The sequence below is a fragment of the Janthinobacterium aestuarii genome, assembly GCF_051380835.1.
Classification (GTDB): domain Bacteria; phylum Pseudomonadota; class Gammaproteobacteria; order Burkholderiales; family Burkholderiaceae_D; genus Janthinobacterium; species Janthinobacterium aestuarii.
On record NZ_JBNYXU010000004.1, the window covers coordinates 99287 to 124901 of the forward strand.

At 64.2% G+C, this 25615-nt stretch carries 16 protein-coding genes; 11 read left to right on the forward strand and 5 right to left on the reverse strand.

What is annotated here, in order from left to right; genetic code table 11:
- Positions 1-10 precede the first annotated feature (10 nt).
- On the forward strand, positions 11-679 hold the full coding sequence (locus ACQ4WO_RS12820; RefSeq protein ID WP_436481767.1) for a response regulator: 669 nt from the start codon (positions 11-13) through the stop codon (positions 677-679).
- A gap of 63 nt (positions 680-742) precedes the next feature.
- Here ACQ4WO_RS12820 and ACQ4WO_RS12825 read toward each other — a convergent pair whose 3' ends face one another.
- Positions 743-2887: a TonB-dependent receptor domain-containing protein gene (locus ACQ4WO_RS12825; RefSeq protein ID WP_436481768.1), complete on the reverse strand. Its 2145-nt coding sequence runs from the start codon at positions 2885-2887 to the stop codon at positions 743-745.
- A 170-nt stretch (positions 2888-3057) separates the two neighbouring features.
- On the opposite strand from ACQ4WO_RS12825, the gene ACQ4WO_RS12830 reads away from it, so the two are divergent.
- Entirely contained in the window at positions 3058-4413 is a 1356-nt protein-coding gene (locus tag ACQ4WO_RS12830; protein ID WP_436481769.1) for a sensor histidine kinase, read from the forward strand.
- Between the two features lie 33 nt (positions 4414-4446).
- Here ACQ4WO_RS12830 and ACQ4WO_RS12835 read toward each other — a convergent pair whose 3' ends face one another.
- Complete coding sequence (locus ACQ4WO_RS12835) at positions 4447-7659, reverse strand: di-heme oxidoredictase family protein (protein ID WP_436481770.1); 3213 nt, start codon at positions 7657-7659, stop codon at positions 4447-4449.
- A 374-nt stretch (positions 7660-8033) separates the two neighbouring features.
- Between ACQ4WO_RS12835 and ACQ4WO_RS12840 the strand changes: the two genes are divergently transcribed.
- The 8 genes from ACQ4WO_RS12840 to ACQ4WO_RS12875 all read left to right on the forward strand — a co-directional run bounded on the left by ACQ4WO_RS12840 (position 8034) and on the right by ACQ4WO_RS12875 (position 21220).
- On the forward strand, positions 8034-9311 hold the full coding sequence (locus tag ACQ4WO_RS12840) for a winged helix-turn-helix domain-containing protein (RefSeq protein WP_436481771.1): 1278 nt from the start codon (positions 8034-8036) through the stop codon (positions 9309-9311).
- On the forward strand, positions 9308-10300 hold the full coding sequence (locus tag ACQ4WO_RS12845) for a DUF2804 domain-containing protein (RefSeq protein WP_436481772.1): 993 nt from the start codon (positions 9308-9310) through the stop codon (positions 10298-10300). The genes ACQ4WO_RS12840 and ACQ4WO_RS12845 overlap by 4 nt, the downstream gene beginning before the upstream one ends.
- A gap of 105 nt (positions 10301-10405) precedes the next feature.
- Entirely contained in the window at positions 10406-13072 is a 2667-nt protein-coding gene (locus tag ACQ4WO_RS12850) for a bifunctional acetate--CoA ligase family protein/GNAT family N-acetyltransferase (RefSeq protein ID WP_072454757.1), read from the forward strand.
- A gap of 116 nt (positions 13073-13188) precedes the next feature.
- A complete protein-coding gene (locus tag ACQ4WO_RS12855; RefSeq protein ID WP_436481773.1) occupies positions 13189-13821 on the forward strand; it encodes a hypothetical protein in 633 nt (210 codons plus the stop codon).
- Between the two features lie 190 nt (positions 13822-14011).
- On the forward strand, positions 14012-16594 hold the full coding sequence (locus ACQ4WO_RS12860) for a DUF349 domain-containing protein (protein ID WP_436481774.1): 2583 nt from the start codon (positions 14012-14014) through the stop codon (positions 16592-16594).
- Entirely contained in the window at positions 16591-17064 is a 474-nt protein-coding gene (gene moaE, locus ACQ4WO_RS12865; protein ID WP_436481775.1) for a molybdopterin synthase catalytic subunit MoaE, read from the forward strand. The genes ACQ4WO_RS12860 and moaE overlap by 4 nt, the downstream gene beginning before the upstream one ends.
- A gap of 120 nt (positions 17065-17184) precedes the next feature.
- On the forward strand, positions 17185-19791 hold the full coding sequence (clpB, locus tag ACQ4WO_RS12870) for an ATP-dependent chaperone ClpB (RefSeq protein WP_331777688.1): 2607 nt from the start codon (positions 17185-17187) through the stop codon (positions 19789-19791).
- Between the two features lie 313 nt (positions 19792-20104).
- Positions 20105-21220 carry a polyamine ABC transporter substrate-binding protein gene (locus tag ACQ4WO_RS12875; protein ID WP_436481776.1) on the forward strand — a complete coding sequence of 372 codons (1116 nt, stop codon included), beginning with the start codon at positions 20105-20107 and terminating at the stop codon, positions 21218-21220.
- Between the two features lie 71 nt (positions 21221-21291).
- On the opposite strand, the gene ACQ4WO_RS12880 is transcribed toward ACQ4WO_RS12875, so the two are convergent.
- The 3 genes from ACQ4WO_RS12880 to ppk1 all read right to left on the reverse strand — a co-directional run bounded on the left by ACQ4WO_RS12880 (position 21292) and on the right by ppk1 (position 24244).
- Positions 21292-21420 carry a hypothetical protein gene (locus tag ACQ4WO_RS12880; protein WP_256267160.1) on the reverse strand — a complete coding sequence of 43 codons (129 nt, stop codon included), beginning with the start codon at positions 21418-21420 and terminating at the stop codon, positions 21292-21294.
- Positions 21421-21666: 246 nt separating this feature from the next.
- Positions 21667-22125 (reverse strand): phosphohistidine phosphatase SixA, encoded by a 459-nt coding sequence (gene sixA, locus ACQ4WO_RS12885; RefSeq protein ID WP_436481777.1) that lies wholly within the window; start codon positions 22123-22125, stop codon positions 21667-21669.
- A 25-nt stretch (positions 22126-22150) separates the two neighbouring features.
- Positions 22151-24244 carry a polyphosphate kinase 1 gene (ppk1, locus tag ACQ4WO_RS12890; protein ID WP_436481778.1) on the reverse strand — a complete coding sequence of 698 codons (2094 nt, stop codon included), beginning with the start codon at positions 24242-24244 and terminating at the stop codon, positions 22151-22153.
- Positions 24245-24515: 271 nt separating this feature from the next.
- Here ppk1 and pstS point away from each other — a divergent pair, with 271 nt between their 5' ends.
- A complete protein-coding gene (gene pstS, locus ACQ4WO_RS12895; RefSeq protein ID WP_436481779.1) occupies positions 24516-25565 on the forward strand; it encodes a phosphate ABC transporter substrate-binding protein PstS in 1050 nt (349 codons plus the stop codon).
- Positions 25566-25615: the final 50 nt, after the last annotated feature.

Below are 25615 nucleotides of genomic sequence, written 5' to 3' on the forward strand. Positions count from 1 at the left end.
CGCTTTCCCCATGCGCATCTTGCTGACCGAAGACGACCCGCAGCTGGGTCGCGCCACGCAGATCGGCCTGGAGCAGGGCGGCTACGCCGTCGACTGGGTCACGAGCGCCGAACACGCGCACACGGCTGTGCGTCTGCACGACTATGGCTGCATCCTGCTCGACCTGGGCTTGCCGGGGCAGGACGGCATGCAGGCGCTGGGCGTGCTGCGCGATAACGGCTACAGCGGCGCCGTGCTGGTCGTCACGGCGCGCGACAAGGTGGACGAGCGCATCGCCGGCCTCGACGCGGGCGCCGACGACTTCATCGTGAAACCGTTCGACCTCGACGAGCTGGCCGCGCGCATCCGCAGCGCCTGCCGTCGCGCCGCCGGCCGCCTGCGCGAAAACCTCGTGCACGGCGACCTGGTGCTCGATATCGCGGACCGGCAGGTGACGCAACGGGGCTTGCCCGTGACCCTGACGGTGAAGGAATTTCGCATCCTGCAACTGCTGCTGGAACACGGCGGCCGGGTGCTGAGCCGGGAACAGCTGGAGAAAAACCTGTACAGCTGGGGCGGCGAGGTGGAAAGCAATGCCGTGCAAGTGCACATCCACCACCTGCGCAAGAAGCTGGGACGGGACTTGATACGCACCGTGCATGCGATCGGTTATTGCATCGACAAGCCGAAAGCGGCCTGACAAAGAAAACGGGCCGCCCTGAGGCAGCCCGTTGTGCGCTATGGCTGGTCAGCCATCAACTCATCAGAAATCGACGGTGGCCGACAGCCACAGACGGCGACCGTCCAGGCTGTTGACATAGCGGTTGGCGTAGGTCAATGCCGGTGCGCGGTACGGCTGGTAGTCGATGAAGTCCTTGTTGAGCAGGTTGTACACGGCCGCGTTCAGGGTGACGCGCTTGTTCAACTGGTAGCTGGTGCCCAGGTGCAGCATGGTGTAGCCCTTGTAGTCGCCCAGCGCGGCCTTGGCGGCGCGCGTGGAAGCCGACGTGCCCGGATCGCGGAAGCGCTCGCTGCGGTACTCGGCGCGCAGCCAGCCGTTCCATTCGCGCGAGATATCCCACGAGAGGCGCGCATTGACGGCGTGCTTGGGCGTGTCGCTCAAGGGCTTGCCCGCGTTGCTGCCGCTCTTCTGTTCGCTTTCCGTGTACGTGTAGTTGGCGCTGGCCGACAAGGTCTTGCCCAGCGGGAAGCGCGTGTTCAGCTCGACGCCGCGTGTGACGGCCTCGTCCACGTTGACGGACTGGCCAAACGCGTCGACGTTGGGCCAGTTGCCGAAGCTGACGCAGCCGGGACGGTTCGGCGACGGGCGGTAGTCGCAATTGACGAGGCCGGTGCCCGTCGTGATCTTGTCCTTGAATTCGTTGTTGAACAGGGAGCCGCTGGCCGTCCAGCCGGCCAGGTTGTCGAAGTAGGCGCCGATTTCCGTGGTCGTGCTCGTTTCCGGCTTCAAGTCCGGGCTGCCGACGAGGGGGATCGTGCCCTGGCCGCCGAAACCGTTGATGCCGGGCGACAGTTGCTCCACGCGCGGCGTCTTGTAGCCCTTGCTGACGCCGCCCTTGACGGTCCAGCTCGGCGTCGCGTTCCACACGGCATACGCACGGGGGCTGGTCTGGCCGCCGAAGATGCTGTGATCGTCATAACGGGCGCCGAAGGTCAGCGCGACGTTTTCCAGCACTTGCCATTCGTCTTCCACGAACAGGGCTTTTTGCGTGAATTCGAATTTTTTCGGCGCCACGCCGTCCGTCATTTCCGCCTTCCACCATTGCGCGCCGACGGTGGCCATGTGCTTACCTAATGGCATGACCAGCTTGGTGTCGAACACCTGGCTTTCCACTTCCAGCGTGCGCGCGCTGCCGGCCACGGCGCCGGGCGTGCCTGGCGGAATCGTGCGGCCCAGGGTTTCCGTCTTGTTCACCATATAGCTGCTGTCCAGGGTGCCGAAGCCGAAGCGGCCCGTGTGCGACAGGGTCCACTGGTCACGGTTATATTTTTGTTCCGGGCCGTAGCCGCCCTGCACGGTCTGGGTTCCGAGCTGGCCCTTCGAATTGTCGTAGGTCTGGCGGCCCGCGTCCGCGTCGAGGATGACGGTGTGGTAGCGGTTCGGCGTGAAGGCCAGGCGCGCGCCAAAGTTTTCAATGTCCGCACGCACGGGGTTGGCGCCCATGCTGGCGGGAACTTGCACGCCGGCCGCGTTGCTGTGGCGGATATCGGCCGCGTCGCGGCGCTGCTTGCTGCCGCGCAGGGACAGGCCCAGCAGGTCGGTGGCGATGGGACCGCTCAGGTAAAAACGGCCGCTTTTCACGTCGCCAAAGTCCGATTCCTGCTGCACGGTGTAATCGGCCGAGACGGAACCCATCCACTGCTTGCCCACCTTGCGCGTGATGATGTTGATCACGCCGCCCATGGCGTCCGAGCCGTACAGGGTCGACATGGGGCCGCGGATGATCTCGATGCGCTCGATGGCGGCCAGCGGCGGCATGAAACTCGTCTGCGTGCCGCCGAAGCCGTTCGGCGTGACGTTGCCGGCCGCGTTCTGGCGCCGTCCGTCGATCAGCACCAGCGTGTAGTCGCTGGGCATGCCGCGAATGCTGATGTTCATGCCGCCCGTCTTGTCGCCCGCCGCGCCCACGTCGATGCCTTCCACGCTTTCCAGCGCCTGCGTCAGGTTGCCGAAGCGTTCCTTCGACAGTTCCTGGCGCGTCAGCACCGTGATCGAGGCGGGCGCCTGCTTGATATCCTGCTCGAAACCGGAGGCGGAGACTACCACTTCCGGCATGCTGGCAGGCGCGCCCGTCTGGGCGTGCGCCGGCAGGCAGGACAGGGCGGCCACGGCCAGGGCCAGGGTGGTGGGACGCGGTAGGCGCGCGCGGCGGGTGCTGTTGGACATGCAAACTCCTGAGGGTGGACGAGTTATTGGCGTATGTTGCTGGTGCAGGCTAATGGGAATCATTGACGCAATAAGAATCATTTACAATTGCGCCCATGGCTACCCAAAAAATATTTCGCTCCGGATCTTGCGCAGAAGTTCTTAAGAGATTCTTAACGGCTGGCGGCGGCGTGAAAACCTGGTCCTTGCGGCGCACCCTGCTGGCCGTGCTGCTGGGCCTGACCCTGGCCCTGTGGGTGGGCAGCGCCGCCATCGTGTACGTGGAAGCGCGCCGTGAAAGCCAGGAATTGTTCGACCAGTCGCTGATCGAGACGGGCCATTTGCTGCTGTCGCTGGTGGAAAAGGATGCGCGCAAACACGGCTTGACGGGTCCCATCGACGTGCCGCTGCGCGGCCATCCGAATCCCCACCAGTATTTGCTGTTCAAGGTGCGCGACGCGCAGCAGCGCGTGCTGTACCGCAATGACGCGGCGACCGACATCGCCCTGTCGCGCAGCGCGCCGGACGGCCTGTCCTGGACCAGCATAGCCGGCCAGCGCTGGCGTCTGTTTTCGCTGTGGGACCCGCAGCGCAGCCTGCAGCTGCTGTTGGCCGAGCCGACCAGCCACCGCGACGACATCAGCCGCGGCTTCTTTTACCGCATCGCGCTGTTCGGCCTGCTGCTGGTGGCGCTGGCCACCATCGCCATCTGGTGGAGCATCCACCGCGTGTTTCGCGTGCTGCAGGCGTCCGCCGATGAAGTGTCGGCGCGCACGCCCGATGAACTGGCCGACGTCAGGCTCGGGGGCGCGCCCGCCGAGCTGCATCCGCTGCTGCTGGAAATTAACCGCCTGTTCGGCAGGGTGCGGCAAAGCCGCGACAACGAGCAGCGCTTTACGGCCGATGCGGCGCACGAATTGCGCACGCCGCTGGCCGCCATCAAGACCAATCTGCAAGTGCTGCAGCGTGCCCGCAGCGCGGACGAACGCGAGGAATTCATCGCCGCCCTGGGCGCCAGCGTGGAGCGCGCCACGCGCCTCGTCAACCAGCTGCTGGCGCTGGCGCAGCTCGATCCGCAGTCGCAGGCGCAGGATACTGTACTGGCCCTGACACCGGGCGACCTGGCGTACTTGCTGGCAGAGCAGGCCGCACAGTGGCAGGCGCTGGCCGCGCCGTACGGACTGTCGCTGAGCGTGAACATGGCGCCGGCGCCGTGCGCGCTGCATGCGGACAGCCTGCAGCTGCTGCTGCGTAACCTGGTCGAGAATGCGCTGCGCTACACGCCTGCGCCGGGCTTTGTGGCCGTCAGCTGCGGCGTGGAAGCGGGAGGCAGCTATCTGCGCGTGGCCGATACGGGGCCCGGCATCGCCGAGGAGCTGCACGAGCGCGTGTTCGAACGCTTCGTGCGCCTTGGGAGCACAGCGCCGCCCGGCAGCGGCCTGGGACTGTCCATCGTGCGCCGCATCGCCGAGCGGCATGGCGCGGACATCGTCCTTGGCGAAGGGCTCCAGGGGCGGGGGCTGGCGGTGACCGTCGTGTTTCCATGACGGCCCCGCCAGAGCAAGGTGCTTAGACCGACTTTATAGCGACTTCAGGAAAGCCAGCAGCGCCTCGCGGTCCGTCTTCGACAGGTTCTCGAAACGCTGGCGCGCCTTGGTCCCTTCGCCGCCGTGCCACAGGATCGCTTCCGTCAGGCTGCGCGCGCGGCCGTCATGCAGGTAGCCGGCCTTGCCGCCATTGCCCATGACCTTTTCCGTGTAGCCGATGCCCCACAGGGGCGCCGTGCGCCACATGCTGCCTTGCGCCTGGCCTTCAGTGAAGGTGTCGGCCAGTTCGGGGCCCATGTCGTGCAGCAGCAGGTCGGTGTACGGGCGGATGGTCTGGTTGCGCAATTCCGCAAACAGATGTCCCGCGCCCGTCTTCATTTCCACCGTGTGGCAGGCAGCGCAGCGCATGCCCTGGAACAGCTTCGAACCGGCGGCCACCTGCTGCGGGTCGACCTTGAGTTCCTCGATCGGCGCCACGCCTTTCGGGAAACCGCTGGCGATGCTGCGCTGTGCCGGCACGGCCACCAGGGCGAGGTATTGCGTGATCGACTGCAGGTCCGCTTCCGAGATGCCCGGCTGGGCGCCGCCCGTCGCGCAGGCTGCCGGTCCCGCCATGCAGGCGCGGTTGCGGTACACGGGCGAGGTGACGGCCATGTCCAGCAGCAGCGCGTCGGCGGCCTGGTGGCGCAAGGTGGCTTTCGCGGCCTTCCAGCCGAAGCGGCCCAGGCGCACGGCGCCCGTCTCCGGTTCATACACATAGTTGGGCCGGCCCATGACGCCGTCGGCATCCGGCGTGCCGCGCGCGCGCGCCAGGATGTCGGCTTCCGGCACGGCTTCCAGCAAGCCTGTGCCGATCATCGGCGGCGCCGCGCGCAGCGAGACGATTTGCGGCACGGGGCCTTCGAAGGCCAGCGTCGGCTTGCGCAGTTCGACTTGCGTGCCATCGGCCAGGGCAGTCTTGCGTGTCGTAAAACCGCCCACGCTGACGCTGTTGCCCCAGTTTTGCGGCACGCCTGACGGCGACACGGCATTCATCTGGATCGCCGTGCCGTATTGCGGGTGCGGCACCTGCTGGCCCGCCGCATTCAGGCTGGCGACGCGCACGGCCATCGTGTCGAGGCGCTGGTTCATGGCCATCGGCGCGGGGCTGCGGCCATTGTTGACGTGGCAGGCGATGCAGGCCGACTGCCCGTAGCGCTGTCCCTGCAGGCCGACGGCGGGCGCGTAGCGGTCGTTGCCGCCTTCGTTGTGGTCACCGGTGGTGAAGTTGGTGTGCACCAGGCGGCGGCCCTCGACAAAGCGCTGCATGTTCTGCATGCCGATGTTGTTGTGCGGCTGCTGGAACATGAACAGGGCATTGTCCGAGTAGTTATACGACACGGAACCGAGGCCGCCGGACAGCGTTTCTTCCGGCAGGGGCACGCCATTGAGGCGTGGCTGCACGCCATACCACGGCCGCAGTCCCGCGCCCACCACATACGTCCATTCGTACGAGTAGTAGCGGATGCCGCCATCGTCGCCTTTTGAGGCCATCGCGGCGGTGGTGGAGAACATCGATGGCGACACTTCGATGTTGTCGCCAGCCTTCAGCGCGCGCGCCTTGACGTCGATGCCATTCGGCATGCCGCCGGCATCGAGGCCGCCATGACCCGGATATTCCTTGATCAAGAGGGTGCAGGCGCCGTTGATGCCGTTGGCGTTCGTCAGCCTGTCGTTGGCCGGATAGGCCATGGGCTTGCAGACGGGGACGTTGCGGTCCACCAGTTCGCCGGGCGACATCCAGCCGTAGCCTGTCACGCCGGGACGGTCGAAGCCGCGGAAGAAGGCCACGCCGCCGGACAGGAAATCGACGGTGGTGTACTGGTTGACGATCAAGGTGGGCTTGGTGACGCCGCTTACCTTGCTGTTGTCGATGATTTCCACACCCCAGGTGCGGTTCTTGAAGTACTGGGGCACGAAAGTCAGGTAGTTGCCCGGACCCTTGTCTTGCGGCAGACCCGTGACGGGATCGACCGTTTCATTCGGGCCGTAGCCGATCTCATTCCATTCCTCGCCCCGCTCGCGGCCATGGCGCGCCAGGCCGCGCGCGCCGAAGCGCGTCACCAGCGTGCCGTCGGCGAGCGTGAATTGCAGGCTTTCCAGCGGCTGCGCGGCGGCGGGCAGCGGCGTCCAGCCGGCACCGTTGGCGGGGAATTTCAGCGCCGACGTCGTGGTCGACGGCAGGCTGTTGTCGCTGCCCGGCGTCTTGAAGCTCACTTCCAGCAGCGAATAGCCATACTGCGTGGCGCGCGCCACGCCCTGCAGGCGGATGTAGCGGGCATGGATGCCCAGGTTGAAGAATTCCTCGGTGCCGCCGTGGCCATTGCTCACGTAGCGCACTTGCGACCAGTTCTGCCCGTCGTCGGACACCTGCAGCGCATATTGCTTGCCGTACGCGTTTTCCCACAGCAGTTTCATGTAGCCGACGGGCGTCTTCGCGCCGAAGTCGAACTGGATCCAGGCGCCGTCCTCGAACTTGCTGGCCCAGCGCGTGCCCGTCTTGCCGTCGATCGCCATGGCGGCCGACATACCGTTGTTTTCCACGGGAGAGGAAGTGGCGGCCACGGGCGAGATGGCCACGCCGGGCTGGCCCGGATCGATGGTGACCGGGGGCGGTTCGGTGACGGGCGGTGTCACGGGAGGCAGTACGGGGGTGCCCGAAAATGCCTGGATTTCAAAGATGGAGTAACCATACTGGCCCGCGCGTTTGACGCCCTGCATGCGCAGGTAGCGTCCTTTCGCGTCGAACCCCGTGATGTCCTCGATGCCGCCCTTGCTGTCGCTGACGTTCTGGATGGTGGTCCAGTGCGTATTGTCGTCCGATACCTGCAGCAGGTAGGCGCTGGCGTGCGCGTTTTCCCAGGCGATATGCACGCGGGTGATGCGCTGCGAGGCGCCGAAATCGAGGGTCAGGTATTCGTTGTCGGAGAACGCGCTGCCCCAGCGCGTGCCGTCGTTGCGGTCGATCGCGGCGCTGGCCGACAGGTCGCCCCGTTCCGCCGAGCTGGCCGTGGCGGCGACTGGCGTCAAGGCCGTTTCCGCCGATGTCTGCGCCAGCAGGTGCTGCGCCATGGCGGGCGTGGCCGACTTGTCGCCGCCACCGCCGCACGCCGCCAGCAGCAGGGCCAGGGCCAGCGGCAAGCGCCGCCTGGAAAAGTGGATAAAGCCGGTCTGGTGCTGCCGGGGCCGAAGCAGGGATGTGTGCATGCGATCTTCCTTGTTTTTATTGATGATGCAAGATTGGACTGGCTATCTCCGCATCCCCGCCTATGGTGTTGCGCATGCTTCACCGCCACGGCAGCGCCTTGCGGGCAAAGATAGGGGAGTGGTTTAATTGCTGTGTGGCAATATTGTTCTTAAGTTATAGAAGCACATACGGCATGTCAAGAAGTCTCGTGCGCTTGTCATCAACTGTTCATATAGCCCGGATTTTTTGCACTATGCTGGTGCGCAAGGTGAGTGAAAATGTGCGATGGCATGAATAAAATTCAAGAAAAAAATGCGTGGCGCGCGACGGGAATGCGGTATCTTCCTGAAATGCCTGCCGCCGACGTGCCCCCTTTTTTGAGGAAGAACTGACCTTGCCGATTCCGCCCGCCGCACCGATACCCGCGCCGCTCTCCCTGGCCGCCGCGCGCGCCTTGCACCTGGCCGCGCAGGGCTTGCTGCAGGCGAGGCGTAAAAAGGCCGTCAAGGCCGACGTGCTGGCCGCCGTGCGCCAGATGGGCGTGCTGCAGATCGACACCATCCACGTGGTGGCGCGCAGTCCCTACCTGGTGCTGTGGAGCCGGCTGGGCGACTATCCGCAGCCGTGGCTCGAGCAATTGCTGGCCGAGGGCGCGCTGTTCGAATACTGGGCGCATGAAGCGTGCTTCGTGCCCATCGAAGACTATGGCTTGTACCGCCACCGCATGCTGGACCCGGCCGCCATGGGCTGGAAGTATTCGGTCAAATGGATGGCCGAGCAGGGCGAGGCCGTCGCTTCCGTGCTCGAACATATCCGCGCCAACGGCGCCGCGCGTTCGGCCGATTTTGAGCGCACGGATGGCCAGGCGGGTGGCTGGTGGAGCTGGAAGCCGGAAAAGCGCTCGCTCGAAGTCTTGTTTACCTCGGGCGTGCTGATGATCGCCAAGCGCCATCAGTTCCAGCGTTATTACGACTTGGCCGAACGGGTGCTGCCGGGCTGGCACGACGGCTTGCTGCCGCCGGAAGAACAGGTGCGCCGGCGCCTGCTGCTGGCCAGCGTGAAGGCGCTGGGCCTGGCGCGCGCCAGCTGGATCAGCGACTACTTCCGCACCAAACAGCCGCGCGCCAGCCTGGCGCACGATTTGCAGGCGCTGGTGGACGAAGGCGCGCTGCTGCGCTGCACGGTAGCTGGCTGGGACGATGCGGTTTACGTGCATGCCGATCACGCGGAACTGGCGCGCGACGCGGCCGCCGGCAAGCTGGCGCCCACCCTGACGACGATTTTGTCGCCGTTCGATCCCGTCGTGTGGGACCGCCGCCGCGCCCTGGAATTGTTCGGCTTCGACTACCGGCTCGAATGCTACACGCCCGCTGAAAAACGCCGCTATGGCTATTTCACCTTGCCGATCTTGCGCCGCGGCGCGCTCGTGGGGCGCCTGGACGCCAAGGCGCACCGCGCGCAGGGGCGCTTCGAAATCAAGTCGCTGGCGCTGGAAGACGGCGTGCGCGTCAGCCCCCGCCTGGTGCAGGACGTGGCCGGCGCCGTGCGGCGCCTGGCGCTCTGGCATGCCTGCCCGGATATTGAGATAGCCCAGGCGCAGCCGGCCGCTTTTGGCGCGCTGCTGACCGAGGCGCTGCACGACGGCGGCGCCGCCGCAAGGCAGGCCGCATGATGCTGCCGCCGGCTCCTTCCCACCTGCTCGACGCCGACGGCCAGCCATGTTTTGGCCGCTACACGGGCCAGCTGGACGATTTCGACTGGGCCGCGCTGGCGCCGCCGCACGCGCGCGGCGGTCTCTGGCGGCTGTTCCACCACAAGCGCTGGCATTACGTGGCCCTGTCGACACCGGCCGTATTTTGCGGCGTGGCCATCGTCGACCTGGGCTGGACCAGCACGGCGTTTGCGTATGCCTTCGACCGCCACAAGGGCAAGATCGTAGCCAGCTTTTCGCAGGATGGCGTGCCCGGCCTGTGCGCATCGGTGGCGCCGCATGCGGGCGCCAGCAGCCGCTTCCGTTTTCTCTCGCAAAGCATCACTATCGAGGCGCAGCCGCAGCAGCGCTACCGTTTGCGGCTCGATTGCGGCCATTTCGGCATCGATGCGGAATGCGGCCCGCCCGTGGCGCCCACCTTGCTGGCCATCGGCCCCGTGGGCGAGGGCGGCAGCGTGCACGCGACGCAAAAGTCGGGCGGTCGTCCCTTGTGGGGCACCGTGCGCTGCGGCGCCGTCGGCTACCGTTTGGACGACGGCGTGGCCAGCTTCGATTATTCGAACGGACTGCTGGCGCGCGAGACGGAATGGCGCTGGGCTTCGGCGCACAGCCTGGACCTGGGTTTCAATCTGCAGGCCGGCTATTTCGGCGCGCATGAAAACGCGCTGTGGCTCGATGGCCAGCTGTATGCGCTGGGCCGCGCGCATTTCGACTTCAATCCCGACAACCCGCTGGCGCCGTGGCATGTGTGGACGGACGACGATTTGCTCGACCTGCACTTCAAGCCGGAAGGTGCGCGGCGCGAAGATAAAAACCTGTGGATCGCCGCCAGCCGCTACATCCAGCCCATCGGCACGTTCAGCGGCTGGGTGCGCACCAGCGCGGAGTCTCCCAAGCGCATCGTGGCGCAGCTGGCGGGCGTCACGGAAAGCCACCGCTCGCGCTGGTAGGCGCGTGATTTTTTGCGAAACGCGTGACAAGGTCAAGTTTTTTTGGCAACGCATCCTATACACTGGACGTGACCAAGCCGCTCCGGCAAACCATGAGGCCAGAACATGAGTATCCGTAATCTCGACAAGCTGTTCAAGCCGGCCTCGGTGGCCCTGATCGGTGCCACGGCACGTGAGCGCAAGCTGGGCGCCATCGCCCTGTACAACCTGCTGGGCGGCGGCTACCAAGGAGAGATTTGGCCCGTCAATCCCAAATACGACGAGCTGATGGGCCTGAAATGCTACCGCAAGCTGGCGCACTTGCCGAAGGCGCCGGACCTGGCCATCATCTGCACGCCGCCCGCCACCATCACGGCGTTGATCCGCGAACTGGGCGCGCTGGGCACGCGCGCGGCTATCGTCATGACGTCGGGCCTCGATCCCGTGCGCGAGCAGTCGCTGCGTCTGGCCATGCTGAAGGCGGCAAAACCGCATTTGCTGCGCATCCTGGGCCCCAACAGCATGGGGCTGCTCGTGCCGAAACTGGGCTTGAACGCCAGCTTCGCCCATGTCGGCGCGACGAGCGGCAAGATCGCCTTCGTCTCGCAATCGGGCGCGCTCGTGTCGGGCGTGCTCGACTGGGCCAACGCGCACGGCGTGGGCTTTTCCAAGTTCATCTCGCTCGGCGCCAGCTACGACATCGATTTTGGCGACCTGCTCGACTACCTGGCCGGCGACATCGACACGGCCGCCATCCTGCTGTACATGGAAGATATCCAGGCGGCGCGCAAGTTCATGTCCGCGGCGCGGGCGGCCGCGCGCAGCAAACCCGTGATCGTCCTGAAAGCGGGGCGCGAGGCGGAAGGCGCGGCCATGGCGGCCTGGCATACGGGCGCGCTGGCCGGTTCCGATGCCGTCTACGACGCGGCCATCCGCCGCGCCGGCATGCTGCGCGTGTATTCGGCCGAAGAACTGTTCGACGCCGTGGAAACCCTCACGCACATCCGCTCGCAGCGCGGCGAGCGCCTGGCGATCCTGTGCAACGGCGGCGGCCTGGGCGTGATGGCGACCGATGCGCTGGTGAGCAGCGGCGGCAAGCTGGCCGAGCTGTCGCCCGATACCGTGATCGCGCTGGAAAAGGCGCTGCCACGCGGCTGGTCGCACGACAACCCCGTGGGCTTGCCCGGCGACGCGGCCGTGCAGCGCTATGCCGACGCCATCAAGCCGCTGCTCGACGAGCCGCAGGCGGATGCCTTGCTGCTGCTGCACGCCCCCACGGCCATGGTCTCGTCGATCGACATCGCCGAAGCCGTCACGCCGCTGATCAAGGCCACCTCGCGCACGGTGCTGTCATGCCTGCTGGGCGGCACCACCGTGGCGCCCGCGCGCCAGGTCTTCAACCGGGCCGGCATTCCCACCTACGACACGCCGGAAAAGGCCGTGCATGGCTTCATGCAGATCGTGCAGTACCGGCGCAACCAGGAAACCCTGATGCAGGTGCCGGCGCAGCTGCCCATGTCGGCCACGCCGCGCCGCGCCAGGGTGCGCGAAATCGTCGCCGCCGCGCTGGCAGCCGGCCAGACGGTGCTCGGCGAATGCCGCTCGAAAGAGATTTTGGCCGCCTACGGCATTCCCGTCGCCACCACGCGCATGGCGGCCGACGTGGAAGAGGCGCTGGCCGTGGCGGCCGATATCGGCTATCCCGTCGCGCTGAAAATCCATTCACCCGACATCGCCCACAAATCCGACGTGGGCGGCGTGGCGCTCGACCTCGACACGCCCGACATCCTGCGCACGGCCGCCGCCGCCATGCTCAAGCGCGTGCGCCGCATGCGCCCCGATGCGCTGATCGACGGCTTCACGGTGCAGCAGATGGCGCGCCGGCCGCAATCGCATGAACTGATCGTCGGCGTGACGACCGATGCCGCCTTCGGCCCCGTGATCCTCGTGGGGCAGGGCGGCATCGCCGTGGAAGTGACGGCCGACCATGCGATCGGCCTGCCGCCGCTGAACATGGTGCTGGCGCGCGACATGCTGGCGCGCACGCGCGTATCGAAACTGCTGGCTGGCTACCGCAACCAGCCGCCGGCCGACATCGACGCCATCTGCTACACCCTGATCCAGGTGGCCGAACTGGTGGCCGACATCGGCGAGCTGGCCGAACTCGACATCAACCCGCTGGTGGCCGACGCGGACGGCGTGATCGCCCTCGACGCGCGCATCCGCTTGCAACCGGGCCAGCAGCGCGACCGTCTGGCCATCCGCCCGTATCCGCAGGAACTGGAAGAGCAGGTGACGTGGATGGACCAGCCGATTTTGCTGCGCCCCATCCGCCCCGAAGACGCGCCGCAGCACATGGACCTGTTCCACGCACTGGATCCGGACGACGTGCGCCTGCGCTTCTTTACGTCCATGCGCGAGCTGCCTGTGTCGCAGCTGGCGCGCCTGACGCAGATCGATTACGACCGCGCCATGGCCTTCATCGCCACACACACGGGGCCGGACGGCAAGCCGGAAACCCTGGGCGTGGTGCGCGCCGTGGCCGACCCGGACAATATCCACGCCGATTTCGCCATCGCCGTGCGCTCGGCCCTGAAAGGCAAGGGCCTGGGCCACATCCTGTTTGAAAAGCTCGTCGATTATTTCCGCAGCCGCGGCACGGAGGCGCTCGTGGGCGAGGCCATGGCGCGCAACAAGGGCATGCAGCGTCTGGTGAAAAGCTTTGGCGGCGACGTCACGCCGTCGGAAGAGCCTGGCGTTGTCAATCTGCATATCGGCCTGCGCGCGCCGTAAAAGAAAGCGCGGCTGGCCCGCCGCGGGTTTGTGCAGGATCAAACCGGCCGCTGTCGGTAGTCTTTACACTTTCACTTCCAGAATCAGACATCCAGCCCATTTTCGGGAGTGAGTGCATGCTTACGGCAACATACATATTGGTTTCCCTGTCGGTGGAACAGGCCAGCATCCGCATGAGCCTGCTGGCCTTTCAGAAGTACATGCATGTGCAGCTGCGCCACCAGAGCCAGCTCAACCTGGCCCAGCTGCAGTATGCGGGCGACTGGCTGAGCCGACTGTACCAGGGCGGCTACTGGCGCAAGGTGGAGATGTATCTGATCCCCGCCATCCGCCAGGCCGCGCCGCATGCGGACGGTTTGCTCAATGAGCTCAACGGCTTGAACCACGCGGCGCTGGAAAGCATCAACGTCGTGCAGCAGCGCGCGGGCGCCGCCATCGACCAGTCGGAATTGCAGGCCGAGCAGCTGTGCGCCGTCATTGACGCCTTTTGCGCGGCCTTGCTGCAGCGCCTGGAAAAAGAAGAGCGCGAACTGTTCGCGCTGGCGCGCAAGGTCATCGTCGGTGAAGCGTGGTTTGCCATCGCCTACCAGTTCCTCGCCCACGATGCGCGCGCGCAGGAAGCGCGCCGTGGCAAGGCGCAGGTGCTGCCCTTTGTTTTGCCTGCAGCCGGCGGCAGCGCCGAAACGATAGCGAATGGCACAGAGTCCGCGTCGCCCGTGCCGCCGCAGCCGCTGCGCGCGCAGGCTTGAACGGGGAGCGAGCGCACACCCCGTTCGCCCGCTTGCGCCGAGGGCGCCGCCTTGATTTTGCGCTGGCGCCCCCATAGGGGAAATGCTGTGTTACTCACTGTGTTACTCAATTGGTAACTTGTACATACCTGTCCGATGCAATACCCCGGGCTTTGTTATGATGGTGGTTTTGATCCACGCGAAACCCGTCATGTTCGAATTTCTCTTCAAGCGTTCTGCCAGCAAGACTGCCGCACCCGATCCTGCCGTGGCAGAACAGGCCGCCGCCTCGGCGCAGAGCGCATCGCGCCGCGCCGAACAGGTTGCGCGTGCCCATGCCGTGGCCGGCGACGAAGCCGCCGCTGCCGATTTCATCATGTCCAGTGAATTTGCCGATGCCCGTCTGATCGCGGCCGAACACGTCCATGCCTTGCCCCTGCTGGAAAAAGTCCACCACGCCATGCGCAACACGGACCGTCGCGTGGCCAAGCTGATGCAGGGCCGCATCGACCTGATCCGTCACCAGGCCGCCGAGACGCAACGCGCCCAGGCCAGCATCGCCACGGCCCAGCGCCTGTTGAACGATGAAAAACTGAGCCCGAACCAGGTGGCCGAGCTGGACCGCCAATGGCAAGTCATCAAGGCCACGCCCGAACTGGCGACGGCGTTTGCCGCCGCGCGCGCCGCGCTGGCCGCCCGCCTGGAAGCGCAAGTGGCGCTGCAGCGCGCCGTGATCGACGCCGTCGCCGCCGCGCGCGCCTTGGCTGCCAGCGGCCAGTCCGCCGGCGAGCTGGCGCAGGCGCTGGCCCGCCTCGATGCGGAACATGCGCAGCATGCGCAATCGCCCGAGCGCGCCTCCGTGCCGAAACACCTGGAAACCGATTTCACGCAGGCGCGCGAGCAGGCACAGTCCGCCTTGCAGGCGCTGCAGCAGCACCAGGCCGTGTTCGACGCGCGCCAGGCCGCGCTGGCCGAGTGGCAGGCGCAGGACGCCGCCACCCTCGATGCAGACACCTTGAAGCGCGCGTGGCAAGCCTTGCCGCGCCTGCCCGAGTCGCCGTTGTCCGACAGCTTGCAGCAGCAATTTGCGGCCGTGCTGGCCAGCGCGCCGGCGCCCGTACAAGCGGCAGCGCCAGAGGCCGCGGCGGCCCATGCCGAGCCTGTACCTGTACCGCGCAAGCCGCGCCAGGAACACGCGCCCGTGTCGAAAGAAGCGACGGAGCAATTCTTCAAGACGCTCGACGCCATGGAAGCGGCCCTGCAGGATGGCTTGCTGCACGTGGCGTCCGAGCACGACAAGACTTTGCGCGACACCAAGCACGGCCGATTGACGCCGGCGCAAGCGGATCGCCTGGCCCATGTGCGCGCAGAGTTCAAGCGCCTGGCCGACTGGGCGCGCTGGGGCGGCAACGTGTCGCGGGAGGAACTGGTCAAGGCGGGCGAGGAATTGCCGGCGCAGCAACTCCCAATGGCCGAGCTGGCCAAGAAAGTGGGCAGCTTGCGCGAGCGCTGGAAGTCGCTCGACACCTTGTCCTGTCCCGCACCGAAGTCCCTGTGGGAACGTTTCGACGCGGCATGCAGCGTGGCCTATGCGCCGGCGGCCCAGCATTTCAAGCAGCTGGCCGAAGAGCGCCACGGCAATGCGGCCAAGGCCCAGGAATTGATCGCGGAAACGGCGGCCCTGGCGGCCGAGGAGAGCACCGACTGGAAACACGTCGCGTCCGCCTCGCAGCGCTTGCGCCAGGCGTGGACGCGCCTGGGCACCATCGACCGCAAGGAAAAGAAACGTCTGGACGCGGAATTTGGCGCCGCGCTGGATGCCCTGTCGAAGCCGCTCGATACGCAGCGCCAGATCGAGACGGCGCGCCGCGAACAATTGATCGTCGAAGTGGGCTTGCTCAAGCCGTCAGAGCGCAACACGGTCGACATGCTGAAAGCCTTGCAGGATAAATGGCAGGAACTGGCGAAAGCCTTGCCGCTCGAACGCCGCGCGGAACAGGCGTTGTGGCAGCGTTTCCGCGCCGCCTGCGACGACATCTTTGCCAAGCGCAAGGAAACGGCCCACGCGGCCGACCACGAGCGCCGCGAACACCTGCATGCGCGCGAAGCGCTGTGCGCGGCGCTGGAAACGGCCGTCGTGCCCGAGGGCGACGACAAGAGCCGCACCGCCTTCATCAACCACTTGCTGCGCGACACGCGCGCCGCCTGGAGCGCCACGGGTCCCGTGCCGCGCGCCAGCGAAGCGAAGATCGAGCAGCGCTACCAGGCGGCCGTCGCCGGCGTGCAGGCGCAGGCGGACGCCATCGCCGAACGGACTGGCGCCGCTCAGGCCAATGCCCTGCGCGACAAGCTGCGATTGGTGCAATCGCTGGAAGTTTCACTGGCTGATGGCGCCGGCACCGATGCGCAAGCATGGAGCGAGCGCTGGAGCGCCTTGCCGCCGCTCGACACCCAGTACGAACGCAGCCTGCAGCAGCGCTTTGCCGCCGCCCAGGCCGCGCTGGGCGAGGGCAGTGCCGCCTACGTGCGGCAATTGCAGGCCAACCAGGAACGCTTGCTCGATGAAGTGTTGCGCCTGGAAATCGTCGCCGGCGTCGACAGCGGCGCCGAGTTTGCCCGCGACCGCCTGAAAATGCAGGTGGAGGTGCTGCAATCGTCGCTGAAATCGGGCCAGAAGCCGCTCACGCAAGCGTCGCAGCTGATGCAGCTGTGCGCGATCGCGGCCGCCACCGATGCGCGCACGGCCAGCCGCATCGAAACCTTGCTGCGCCGTATCGGAGGCAACGTCAAATGAGTACAACCGTGCGCGTCCAGCAAGCTGATTTTGACTTGAGTCAAGAAATCGCACAATTGCGTGCAGGCAACCCCAAGGTGGGCGCCGTCGTCGGCTTCGTCGGCACGGTGCGCGACATGAACGAAGGGCTCGACGTGGCCGCCATGGAGCTCGAGCACTATCCGGGCATGACGGAAAAGTCCATCGAAACCATCGTCGAGCAGGCGCGGGGCCGCTGGCCCTTGTCCGGCGCGCTGGTGATCCACCGTGTAGGTCCCCTGCTGCCGCAGGAGCAGATCGTGCTGGTGGCGGTCTCGTCCGCCCACCGGGGCGAGGCCTTCGCCGCCTGCGAGTTCATCATCGACTACCTGAAGACGGAAGCGCCATTCTGGAAGAAGGAAGACACGCCCGAAGGGGCGCGCTGGGTCGATGCGCGCGACAGCGATGAGACCGCGTTAAACAAGTGGGCGGCACAAGCAAGCGCCATTTGAATCATACGCGCCCCGCACGCCAGCTTTTGCCCAAGTGCAGGGTTTTATGCTTTGTGTATGCTTGAAAAGTACCGCCTCACCCCAATTTGGTTAACAACTAATTAACCGGGAGCGCTTTTCATGCGACAAGACAAACTCACTACCAAATTACAGGAAGCCCTGGCCGATGCGCAAAGCTTGGCCGTGGGCAACGACAACCCCTATATCGAACCGGTCCATTTGCTGACGGCCCTGTTGAACCAGGACGACGGCGGCGCCCGCTCGCTGTTGCAGCGGGCCGGCGTCAACGTGGGCGGCCTGTCCAAGGCCCTGGGCGCCTCGATCGAACGCTTGCCGAAGGTATCGGGCACGGGTGGCGACGTGCAGGTCAGCCGCGAATTCGTCGCCTTGCTGAACCTGGCCGACAAGGAATCGCAAAAGGCGGGCGACCAGTTCGTCTCCAGCGAAATGGTCTTGCTGGCGATGACGGACGACAAGTCCGACTGCGGCAAGCTGGCGCGCGAAAACGGCCTCACCCGCAAGGCACTGGAAGCGGCCATCGACGCCGTGCGTGGCGGCAACAAGGTCGACTCGCAAGAGGCCGAAGGCCAGCGCGAAGCCCTCAAAAAATACACGCTGGACCTGACGGAGCGGGCGCGCAAGGGCAAGCTTGACCCTGTCATCGGCCGCGACGATGAAATCCGCCGCACCATCCAGATCCTGCAGCGCCGCAGCAAGAACAATCCCGTGCTGATCGGTGAACCGGGCGTGGGCAAGACGGCCATCGTCGAAGGCCTGGCGCAGCGCATCGTCAATGGCGAAGTGCCCGAGTCCCTGAAAGGCAAGCGCGTACTGTCGCTGGACATGGCCGCCTTGCTGGCCGGCGCGAAATTCCGCGGCGAGTTCGAGGAGCGCCTGAAATCCGTGCTGAAGGAACTGGCCATGGATGAAGGGCAAACCATCGTCTTCATCGACGAGATGCACACCATGGTCGGCGCGGGCAAGGCCGAAGGCGCGATGGATGCGGGCAATATGTTGAAGCCTGCGCTGGCGCGCGGCGAGCTGCACTGCGTGGGCGCCACCACCTTGGACGAGTACCGCAAGTACATCGAGAAGGATGCCGCGCTGGAACGCCGCTTCCAGAAAGTGCTCGTCGACGAGCCGACCGTGGAAGCAACGATCGCCATCCTGCGCGGCTTGCAGGATAAATACGCGCTGCACCACAAGGTGGAGATCACGGACGCGGCCATCATCGCGGCCGCCGAGCTGTCGCACCGCTACATCACCGACCGTTTCTTGCCCGACAAGGCGATCGACCTGATCGATGAAGCGGCGGCGAAGATCAAGATCGAAATCGATTCGAAGCCGGAAGTGATGGACAAGCTGGAACGCCGCTTGATCCAGCTGAAAATCGAGCGCGAAGCCGTCAAGAAGGAAAAGGACGAAGCGTCGTTGCGCCGCCTGGGCCTGATCGAGGAAGAGATCGTCAAGCTGCAGCGTGAATACAATGACTTCGAGGAAATCCTGAAGGCGGAAAAAGCCGTGGTGCAAGGCAGCACGCACATCAAGGAAGAGATCGAGAACGTCAGGCTGCAGATGGAGCAGGCCACGCGCGAGAGCAACTGGCAGAAAGTGTCGGAGCTGCAGTACGGCAAGCTGCCCCAGCTGGAAGCCCAGCTCAAGCAGGCTGACAGCGGCATGCCGAAACTCGACCCCGACCAGCCGAAGCTGCTGCGCACGGAAGTGGGCGCCGAGGAAATCGCCGAAGTGGTGTCGCGCGCGACGGGCATACCCGTGTCGCGCATGATGCAGGGCGAACGCGACAAGCTGCTGCACATCGAAGAGAAGCTGCATGAGCGCGTCGTGGGCCAGGATGAAGCGATCACGGCCGTGGCTGACGCCATCCGCCGCTCGCGCGCCGGCTTGAGCGATCCGAACCGTCCGTATGGCTCGTTCATGTTCCTGGGACCGACGGGCGTCGGCAAGACGGAATTGAGCAAGGCGCTGGCGACCTTCCTGTTTGATACGGAAGAATCGATGATCCGCATCGACATGAGCGAGTTCATGGAGAAGCATTCCGTGGCACGTTTGATCGGCGCGCCACCGGGCTACGTGGGCTACGACGAAGGCGGCTACCTGACGGAAGCCGTGCGCCGCAAGCCGTACAGCGTGATCCTGCTCGACGAAGTGGAAAAGGCGCATGCCGACGTCTTCAACGTGCTGCTGCAAGTGCTCGACGACGGACGCATGACGGATGGCCAGGGCCGCACGGTGGACTTCAAGAATACCGTCATCATCATGACCTCGAACCTGGGTTCGCATAAAATCCAGGCCATGGAAAGCGATGATCCCGGCGTCGTGAAGCTGGCTGTGATGGCCGAGGTACGCTCGCACTTCCGTCCCGAGTTCGTCAACCGCATCGACGAAATCGTCGTGTTCCACGGCCTCGACGAGAAAAACATCGGCGCGATCGCGAAGATCCAGCTGAAGATTCTCGAAGAACGCCTGGCGCGCATGGACATGCAACTGAGCCTGACCGACGCGGCCTTGCAGCAAATCGCCGAAGCGGGCTACGACCCGGTGTATGGCGCCCGTCCGCTGAAACGGGCGATCCAGCAGCAGATCGAAAATCCGCTGTCGAAGCTGATCCTGGAAGGCAAGTTCGGCCCGAAAGACGAGATCCGCATCGACGCCCAGAACGGCAACCTGGTGTTTGCGGGCGCGCAGGTGGGGCTGGACAAGGTGTAATGCCGGCAGGTCAGTTCCTGCGGGATTGGAAGCCATCCCATTGGGGTAGCTTCCCCCGTCGGGTCTGCCCTCAATTTCACGGCATTTGCAGTGAGGAAGACTTGCGACGTCTAACAAAACCGTAGCGAGCGGCAGTGATTTGCGGCAGAGAAGCGCAACCGTACTCTAGTACGGTGAGCATCGCAGGCCGCAAAGCGCGACGCGCAGTAGGTTTTGATAGACGTCCTCAGGCAGGGCGCGATCAGGCTAGACCTGATCGCGCCCTTCTTGCTATCATCGTCACTATTTTCTGACTAATTCCGGAGGCGGTACGATGGCAAACACATGGCAAGCAGGACGGCGCATTGGAGTGGGATTGACCTTGGCGGCGGCCGTACTGGCCTTGCCTGTTCACGCCCAGGAAGAGAAAGTCCTGAACATCTATAACTGGTCCGACTATATCGGCGACGATACGATCAAGAATTTTGAGAAGGAAACGGGCATCAAGGTACGCTACGACGTTTTCGACAACAACGAAATCCTCAATGCGAAACTGGTGGCGGGCAAGTCCGGCTACGACATCGTCGTGCCGACGGCCCAGTGGGCGCGCTTGCAGATCGATGCGGGCCTGCTGCGTAAACTCGACAAGAGCAAGCTGACGAACCTGGGCAACCTGGACCCGAACCTGCAGGCCAAGCTGTCGAAAATCGACCCGAACAACGATTACCTGGTCGACTGGCTATGGGGCTACACGACGGTGGGCATCAACGTCAACAAGGTCAAGGCCGCGCTGGGCGGCATGCCCATGCCCGACAACGCGTGGGAACTGATCTTCGACCCGAAATATGCAGCCAAGCTGAAATCGTGCGGCGTGTCCTTCCTCGACTCGCCGTCGGAAGTGCTGCCGGCCGCCCTGCAATACCTGGGCAAGCCCGCCTACTCGAAAGCGGCCGCCGACTACCAGGAAGCGGGCAAGGTGCTGCAGGCGATCCGTCCCTACGTGACCCTGTTCAGCTCGTCAGGCTACATCAATGACATGGCCAACGGCTCCGTCTGCGTCGCGCTGGGCTGGTCGGGCGACATCAATATCGCGCGCCAGCGCGCCATCGATGCGAAGAACGGCAATGTGATCCAGGTGCTGGTGCCGAAGACGGCCGCCTTGATGTTCGACACCATGGCCATCCCGGCCGACGCGCCGCACCCGAACAATGCGCACCTGTTCATCAACTACATTTTGCGTCCGCAAGTGCATGCCAGCCTGAGCAACAAGGTGTTTTATGCGAATCCGAATCTGGCCAGCATCAAATATGTGCGCAAGGACATCGGCGAGAACAAGGCCATCTTCCTGTCGGACGCCGACAAGCAGCGCATGGCTGCGCCGGAAGCGACCACGGCCGATATCCGCCGGCTGATGACGCGCATCTATACGAAGTTCAAAACGGGAGTATAAAAACGATGATGGCGCGAGGGACGGGCCTGTTTGGCCGTCGCTGGCGCCATGCGATAGTGCCGGGGTGAGCGCTACTCGTGATAGCGGTCCATCAGCTTATGGTGGCTGCCGCGCATTTCTTCGACCAGTTCAAAGGCGACAAAGCCGATGATGGCGGCGAAGATGGCGATGAAGAGAAAAACGAGGAAGGTGATTAACATGGTCTTTCAGCCGCCGTTGGACGGCTGTCCGCTGGGTTGCTCAATGTGCCGGAGCAGCGCTCTTGCACGTAGTTGATGCAATTAAACTCTAGCAGATCGGCAGCGCTTTACAAGGCTGCTGAGTTGCGAACGCCACTGGTATTTGTCCCAGCGCACTTTTTGCGCATTTCAATCTGGGGTCTGTCACTGCGTGATCGGAATGCGTCCCATTGGGACGCATTCCCCCGGCGGGTCTGACCCCGTGGCTTATTTCACCACCAGATCATGGGCCATCACGGCCTTCAAATAAACGCTGACGGGGTCGCCTGGCTCGCGCTGTGAAAACCACCACGCGCTGGCCTTGCGCATTTCCCATTCCTGTTCCTCGCCCGTCAACAGCAGGGCGGCCGCCTGGCCCAGGGTGGGCTGGTGACCGACGATGAGCACGGTTTCCTTGCCGCCGGGCCAGTTGGCCACCTTGAGGATGTCTTCCGCCTCGGCGCCGGGCGCCAGTTCCGGCATCAGCTTGAACTTGCGCCCCAGCGCCTCCGCCGTTTGCAGGGTGCGCAGGGCGGGGCTGACGAGGATACGGCAATTTTCCGGTAGTTGCGAGGCCAGCCATTCCCCCATGCGGCGCGCCTGTTTCTGGCCTTTGACGGTCAGGGCGCGTTCGAGGTCGGGGACGCCCGGCTCGGCTTCTGCGTGTCGCCACAAGATGAGATCCATGCTGTACTCCTCTGTGTTGAATTGCCTATTCGCCGACCTCCGCGCCCGGCGTGCCCAGTGTGTGCATCAGATATTGCTGGGCGCTGAACGGCGTTTGCTTGCCGCGCGGCTTGCGGCGTGCGTAATGGCCGGTCGGCTCCAGTTCCCATGCATTTGTATTATCCTTCAAATACGGATTCAAGCCCTCGGCGATCACGCGCCGTTTCAGCGCCCGGTCAAGCACGGGGAACGCCACTTCCACACGGCGGAACAGGTTGCGGCTCATCCAGTCGGCGCTGGCCAGGTAGACATCGTGCGCCAGGTCGTTGCGGAAGTAATAGATGCGGCTGTGTTCGAGGAAACGGCCGATCACGGAGCGCACCTTGATGTTTTCCGACAGGCCAGGCACGCCCGGCTTCAGGGTGCAGGCGCCGCGCACGATCAGGTCGATCTTCACTCCATCGGTCGAGGCCGCATACAGGGCGCGGATCACGGATTCGTCGACCAGCGCGTTGACTTTCACGATGATGCGCCCGCGCCGGCCCGAACGGGCGATCTTCGCCTCGTTGCGGATGGCCTTGATGATCTCGCTTTGCAGGCCGAACGGCGCCAGCCACAAGTGGTTCAGGTTGTGCGGCTTGGTCAGGCTCGTCAGGTGGATGAAGACTTCATTGACTTCGACGGCCAGGTCCTGATTGGCCGTCAGCAAACCGAAGTCCGTGTAGAGCTTGGTGGTCGTCGGGTGATAGTTGCCGGTGCCCAAGTGGGCATAGAAGCGCAGCGCGCCTTCTTCGCGGCGGATGACGAGCGCCACCTTGGCATGGGTTTTCAATCCCACGACGCCGTACACGACCTGTGCGCCCGCCTGTTCCAGCTTGTCGGCCCAGTTGATATTGGCTTCTTCGTCGAAACGCGCCATCAATTCAACGATGACGGTCACTTCCTTGCCCATCTTGGCCGCCGTGATCAGCGACTCCATCAGGTCCGAGTTCATGCCCGTGCGGTAGATCGTCTGCTTGATGGCGACGACGGCGGGATCGTAGGCGGCGCTGCGGATGAAGTCGATCACCGTCTGGAACGACTGGTATGGGTGGTGCAGCAGGATGTCGTGCTTGCTCAGCGCGGCAAAGATGTCGTTGCCGATGGCTTTGTGTGCGAGGCCGGGGAAGAACGGCGGGAAGCGCAGCTCGGGCTGCTTGACGTGGTCGATCATTTCCGACAGGCGCACGAGGTTCACGGGGCCGTTGACACGGTACAGCCGGCTTTGATCCAGGCTGAACTGGTCGAGCAGGAATTGCGACAATTCTGGCGGGCAATTGCGCGCCACTTCCAGGCGTACGGAAGTGCCGAACTGGCGGCCGACCAGCTCGCCTTTCAGGGCTTGGCGCAGATTCTTGACTTCATCCTCGTCCACCCACAGGTCGCTGTCGCGCGTGACGCGGAATTGCGAATAGGCAATCACTTCGCGCCCGGCGAACAGGTCGGAAATGTGCGCATGGATGACGGACGACAATAAACAGAAGGACACGCCATCGCCGGAAATCTCGTCCGGCAACTTGATGACACGCGGCAAGACGCGTGGCGCCTTGACGATGGCGATCGCCGTGCCGCGCCCGAACGCATCCTTGCCGCTCAGCGAGACGATGAAATTGAGGCTTTTATTGACTACTTGCGGGAACGGGTGGGCCGGGTCGAGGCCGATGGGCGTGAGCAGGGGGCGTACTTCGCGGTCGAAATACTGCTTGACCCACGCGCGCTGCGCCTCGTTGCGGTCGCTGTCGCGCAGCAAATGCACGCCCGCTTCGCGCAGGGCCGGCAAGACCTCGCTATTTAATATCTCGTACTGGCGTTCCACCAGCGCATGGCATTCCTTGCCGATGCGCTCCAGGTTGGCCGCCAGGGCAGGGTGGCCGGCCAGCGAACCGCCGATGCTGCCGGCCGCCAAGAGGCTGGCCACGCGCACTTCGAAGAACTCATCCATATTGCTGCTGACGATGCACAGGTAGCGCAGGCGCTCGAGCAGCGGAATGTTCGGGTCTTCCGCCTGGGCCATCACGCGCCGGTTGAAAGTCAGTTGCGACAGCTCGCGGTCAAGCAGGATGCCCGATTTGGTCACTTCCGTGTGCAGTTCAGGTTTCATATTCTTTTGTCTTTGCAGATAGTTAATTCTAGCCGTATTTCATCATGTATGACGCGTTGTGAGTGTAATCATGAAATATGACGTAAGCGTGACATAAGCTGTCATAAAGCGTCGCCCGCGCTGTCATTTTTCGCGCCGAAAATGGCATTTCCCGGGGCGTAGGCAATTATTTCAGGATTTTTTACCCATGTCATAAAGCTGTCATATTCGCTTGCTAGACTGCGCAGCATTCAACCGGGACTTTGAGCCCTAACAACCCTGAGGACTTGATATGCAAATGAAGCAAATGTTCAAATTTATCGTCGTGGGTGCTTCGGCAGCGATGGCATTTTCTTCCGCTTCCGTCATGGCGGCAGATATGATAGGTGCTGGTGCAACCTTCCCGTACCCGATCTACGCCAAATGGGCTGAGACCTACAAAGCCAACACGGGCAATGGCCTGAACTACCAGTCCGTCGGTTCCGGCGCTGGCATCAAGCAAATCAAGGCCAAGACTGTTGAATTCGGCGCTTCGGACATGCCTTTGAAGGCGGAAGAGCTGGAAGAAGCGGGCCTGATGCAGTTCCCGGCCATCATGGGCGGCGTGGTCACCATCGTCAACCTGGACGGCGTGGCCCCAGGCCAGCTGAAAATGACGGGTAAAGTCGTTGCCGACATCTACCTGGGCAAGATCACCAAGTGGAGCGCGCCTGAAATCGCCGCACTGAACAGTGGCGTCAAGCTGCCTGACTCGGAAATCACCGTGGTGCACCGCGCCGACGGTTCGGGCACCTCGTTCCTGTTCACCGACTTCCTGTCGAAAACCAACCCGGAATTCAAATCGAAAATCGGTGCTGGCTCGGCTGTGAAATGGGCCGTGGGCGTGGGTGGCAAGGGTAACGAAGGCGTCGCCGCCAACGTGCAGCGTATCAAGGGTTCGATCGGCTACGTCGAGTGGGCTTACGCCAAGAAAAACAAGATGTCGCACACCCAGCTGCAAAACAAGGACGGCAACTTCCTGCAACCTGACGACGAAAACTTCAAGGCAGCAGCCGCCTCGGCACCTTGGACGCAAACCCCAGGCTTCGGCGTGGTCCTGACCGACCAGGCTGGCAAGAACAGCTGGCCTATCACCGGCGTGTCGTTCATCCTGATGCACAAAGTCCAGGCTGACGCAGCCAAGGCCAAAGAAGTCCTGAAATTCTTCGACTGGGCCTACAAAAACGGTGGCGCCGCTGCCGTTGAACTGGACTACGTGCCAATGCCGGCATCGGTCGTGAAACTGGTGCAGGAATCGTGGAAAGCCAATCTGAAAGATGCATCGGGCAAAGCCATCTATTAATTCGATAGCTTGACCATGTAAGTACCTGACATCCTTGGCCCGCCAGCAGC

Coding starts and splice junctions, on each gene's coding strand:
- ACQ4WO_RS12880 (WP_256267160.1), bottom strand. CDS start 21,420: ATGTTAATCACCTTCCTCGTTTTTCTCTTCATCGCCATCTTCGCCGCC.
- sixA (WP_436481777.1), bottom strand. CDS start 22,125: ATGGATCTCATCTTGTGGCGACACGCAGAAGCCGAGCCGGGCGTCCCC.
- ACQ4WO_RS12845 (WP_436481772.1), top strand. CDS start 9,308: ATGATGCTGCCGCCGGCTCCTTCCCACCTGCTCGACGCCGACGGCCAG.
- clpB (WP_331777688.1), top strand. CDS start 17,185: ATGCGACAAGACAAACTCACTACCAAATTACAGGAAGCCCTGGCCGAT.
- ACQ4WO_RS12835 (WP_436481770.1), bottom strand. CDS start 7,659: ATGCACACATCCCTGCTTCGGCCCCGGCAGCACCAGACCGGCTTTATC.
- pstS (WP_436481779.1), top strand. CDS start 24,516: ATGCAAATGAAGCAAATGTTCAAATTTATCGTCGTGGGTGCTTCGGCA.
- ACQ4WO_RS12820 (WP_436481767.1), top strand. CDS start 11: ATGCGCATCTTGCTGACCGAAGACGACCCGCAGCTGGGTCGCGCCACG.
- ACQ4WO_RS12825 (WP_436481768.1), bottom strand. CDS start 2,887: ATGTCCAACAGCACCCGCCGCGCGCGCCTACCGCGTCCCACCACCCTG.
- moaE (WP_436481775.1), top strand. CDS start 16,591: ATGAGTACAACCGTGCGCGTCCAGCAAGCTGATTTTGACTTGAGTCAA.
- ACQ4WO_RS12860 (WP_436481774.1), top strand. CDS start 14,012: ATGTTCGAATTTCTCTTCAAGCGTTCTGCCAGCAAGACTGCCGCACCC.
- ACQ4WO_RS12875 (WP_436481776.1), top strand. CDS start 20,105: ATGGCAAACACATGGCAAGCAGGACGGCGCATTGGAGTGGGATTGACC.
- ppk1 (WP_436481778.1), bottom strand. CDS start 24,244: ATGAAACCTGAACTGCACACGGAAGTGACCAAATCGGGCATCCTGCTT.
- ACQ4WO_RS12850 (WP_072454757.1), top strand. CDS start 10,406: ATGAGTATCCGTAATCTCGACAAGCTGTTCAAGCCGGCCTCGGTGGCC.
- ACQ4WO_RS12855 (WP_436481773.1), top strand. CDS start 13,189: ATGCTTACGGCAACATACATATTGGTTTCCCTGTCGGTGGAACAGGCC.